Raw genomic sequence first — 3,221 nt, 5'->3', positions numbered from 1 at the left:
TCCGGGTGCCGTTTCGCAATCCCTTCGCGCAATTCATCGTCGCCATCACCGATTTTGCGGTGAAGCCGCTGCGCCGGGTGGTGCCGGGCCTGTTCGGCCTCGACTGGGCATGCCTGGTGGTGGCGCTGCTGGTCGAACTGGCCGTGGTGACGATGGTGTACTGGCTGGACGGTTTTCCCTTTGCGCTGGCCGGCGCCAGAGTGTGGCCGGTGATGCTGGGACTGGCGGCGGTACGGCTGCTGAGCCTGGTGATCTACCTGATTATCGGCCTGACCCTGGTGCGCGCGGTGTTGTCGTGGGTCAACAGCAATACGCCGCTGATGCCGGTCGTGTATGAATTGACCGAGCCGTTCCTGCGCCCGCTGCGGCGCATCGTTCCCACGGTCGCCCAGGTCGACCTGACACCGCTGGTGCTGTTCATCGTGTGCCAGCTGGTGCTGATGGTGCCGGTGCTGGCCTTGGAGCGGGCATTGCTTGGCGCGCTCTGATTCCGTTTCAAGACCGACCGTGACTTTGTCGACTGCGGCTCGTCCGCAAGGGGCAGGCCGTGGTTGTAAAGCCGATAAATCGGCAACAACCACGCTCCGCCGTGCTCGTTGCACTGTCTTCGGCTTGTCTTCGCGTCACGCCCGGTCTTGAACCCGAATGAGCCGCCGGTCTGGGCGCGCCGCGACGGCGCCGGCTGGCTGCTCGACCTGCATGTGCAGCCCGGGGCGAAGCTGACGGCTGCGGTCGGCGAACATGGCGGGCGGCTGAAATTAAAGATTGCCGCGCCGCCCGTCGATAACAAGGCGAATGCGCATCTGCTGGCCTGGCTGGCCGCGCAGCTGGGGGTGCCGAAATCGGCGGTGCGCCTGGTGCGGGGCGAAAGCTCGCGGCAGAAAACCGTGGCGGTATGCGGTGTCGAAGCCCCCTGGCGTGAAATCGGGAAAAACAGACAAACATGAGCATCCACCTGGAACAGGAAGTCGCCGAGTACAGCGAGCGGCGCTTGCGGCTGGCAACCGCGATCACCGACTACGCCGACTGGCTCGACCGCCAGCACGGCATCGACGCCGAGCGTACCCTGCGGCTGGCCGATACCGCCTCCGGCCTGCGCCAGGACAAGCTGGTGGTGGCGTTCGTCGCCGAATTCTCGCGCGGCAAGACCGAACTCATCAACGCCCTGTTCTTTGCCAACCACGGCCAGCGCCTGCTGCCGTCCGACGCCGGACGCACCACCATGTGCCCGACCGAACTGTTTGCCAGCCCGGACGAAATGCCCAGCCTGTGCCTGCTGCCGATCGAAACGCGCCGCCGCAGCGAATCGCTGGCGCGCTTGAAGCACATGCCGATCGAGTGGTGCCGGGTGCTGCTCGACCCGAGCGATCCGCGGCAGTTGCAGGAAAGCCTGAAAAAACTCACCGAGACCAAGCCGTTGCCGGCGGTGGAAGCCATCGAGTTGGGGCTGTGGAACGGCGAAGATGCCAGCGAGCGCCACCTGCTGCGCGCCGACGGCACCGTGGAGGTGCCGGCCTGGCGCTATGCCATGGTCAACTACCCGCATCCGTTGCTGCAGGCCGGGCTGACGATACTCGATACGCCCGGGCTCAACGCACTGGGCGCCGAACCCGAACTTACGCTGTCGGTGATTCCGAATGCGCATGCAGTGATGTATCTGCTGGCGACCGATACCGGGGTGACGCGCTCGGATCTGGAAATCTGGCAGAAACACGTGCACCGCCATTCCAACTACCACGTGGCGGTGCTGAACAAGATCGACATGCTGTGGGACGAACTGAGGAACGATGCCGAGGTGCGCGCCACCATCGAGCGCCAGGCCGAGGAGACCGCACGCGTGCTCAAGCTGCCGCGCGCCAGCGTGTTTTCAGTGTCGGCGCAGAAGGCGCTGGCGGCGAAAGTGCGCGGCGACGAGGCGCTGCGCCTGCGCTCCGGCATCGACGCGCTGGAATATCTGCTCGCGCACCAGATCGTCCCGGCACGGCGCGACATGCTGTTCCATTCCATCGGCCGCGACGTCAATGCCATGATCGAGGAGAGCCGGATCGATCTGTCGGCGCGCCTCAAGCGCACCAGCGACGAGTTGATCCAGCTCACCCAGCTGTCGGGCAAGAACCGCGAACTGATCGAACAGACGCGCGCCGAGCTGCTGCGCGAGAAGGAGGCGTACGATGCCGCCGCCCAGCAGTTCCGCGTCACGCGCAAAAACCTGCATGCGCGCGGCAAGGAACTGCTGGGTGAGCTTTCCGAGGAGACGCTCGACGCCATCCTGAACGATGGCCGCACAAGCATGGAGGGCAGTTGGACCACGCACGGCCTCACCCACGGCATCCGCACGCTGAGCGCCCAGATGAGCGCACGGCTGCATTACGCCAGCGCGCAGGCCAACCAGATGCTGGACGTGCTCGAGCAGGCGTACGCGCATTTTCATCGCCAGCATCGCCTGCCGAAGATGCAGGCGCCGCGGCTCGACCTTGGCGCCTACCGCAACCGACTGGAAGCGCTTGCCGTGGAGACCGAGGCCTTCTGCCGCGATCCTGCCAACCTCATGCTGGAAAAGCGCTTCATGATCCGCCGTTTCTACGCTGGTCTGGCCGAAGAGGCGCGCAAGACCTTTCTGCTCGCGCGTACCGAGGCCGAGCGCTGGCTGCGCATCGCGCTCGACCCCGTGATGACGCGCATTCGCGAACACAAGCACTATCTCGACACCCGCCTGTCCGCCCTGCAGCGCATCCTCGAAAACATGGGCACGCTGCACAATCGCATGGCGCAGCTCAAGCAGCAGATCGAGCGCTTGCGCCGCGACAAGGTCGAACTCGAGCGGATCGCCGGCGCGCTGGCGGCCTGATCCAGTGTTGCGCTAAAAACCAGCGCAGCAGCGTTTCCGCGTGAAGCCTTCATGCCGCCACGGCATTTGTTGTGATGTGTCCTCCCTGACGCTATGCTTCTTTCACACAACCGTCCAGTGTGATGCAGCGCATCACAGATCAAGGAGAGATACATGACCACCGTGCAAATCACGTTGCCTGACCAGCTTGCCCAGGAAGCCAAGCAGGCTGGCCTGTTGTCGGGAGCTGCGTTGGAAAAACTGCTGCGCGAACAGTTGCAGGCCAAACGTCAGGATAAATTCTTCGAGGCGTTGTCGCGCATGGAACAAACGGCCGAGCCTGCCATGATGTCGCCTGAAGAGCTTGCCGACGAGATTCGCATCATGCGCGAGG

Annotated in this window: 4 protein-coding genes; all 4 read left to right on the top strand. The window is 64.4% G+C overall.

Going from position 1 to position 3,221, the window contains the following annotated elements; all coding sequences use genetic code 11:
* Window positions 1-488 (top strand): YggT family protein (locus tag Q0L94_RS13615; RefSeq protein WP_296754033.1); only part of this gene is annotated, 488 nt, incomplete at its 5' end.
* A 147-nt stretch (window positions 489-635) separates the two neighbouring features.
* A complete protein-coding gene (locus Q0L94_RS13610; RefSeq protein ID WP_296754032.1) occupies window positions 636-947 on the top strand; it encodes a DUF167 domain-containing protein in 312 nt (103 codons plus the stop codon).
* Window positions 944-2,848 (top strand): dynamin family protein, encoded by a 1,905-nt coding sequence (locus Q0L94_RS13605; RefSeq protein ID WP_296754031.1) that lies wholly within the window; start codon window positions 944-946, stop codon window positions 2,846-2,848. Before Q0L94_RS13610 ends, Q0L94_RS13605 begins: the two co-directional genes overlap by 4 nt.
* A 153-nt stretch (window positions 2,849-3,001) precedes the next feature.
* A partial coding sequence (locus Q0L94_RS13600; protein WP_296754030.1) for a hypothetical protein occupies window positions 3,002-3,221 on the top strand: 220 nt, incomplete at its 3' end.

It is taken from the genome of Thiobacillus sp. (assembly GCF_024708915.1).
Note: the sequence above shows the minus strand (reverse complement) of the source record. Positions and strands in the feature narration are given on the sequence as shown.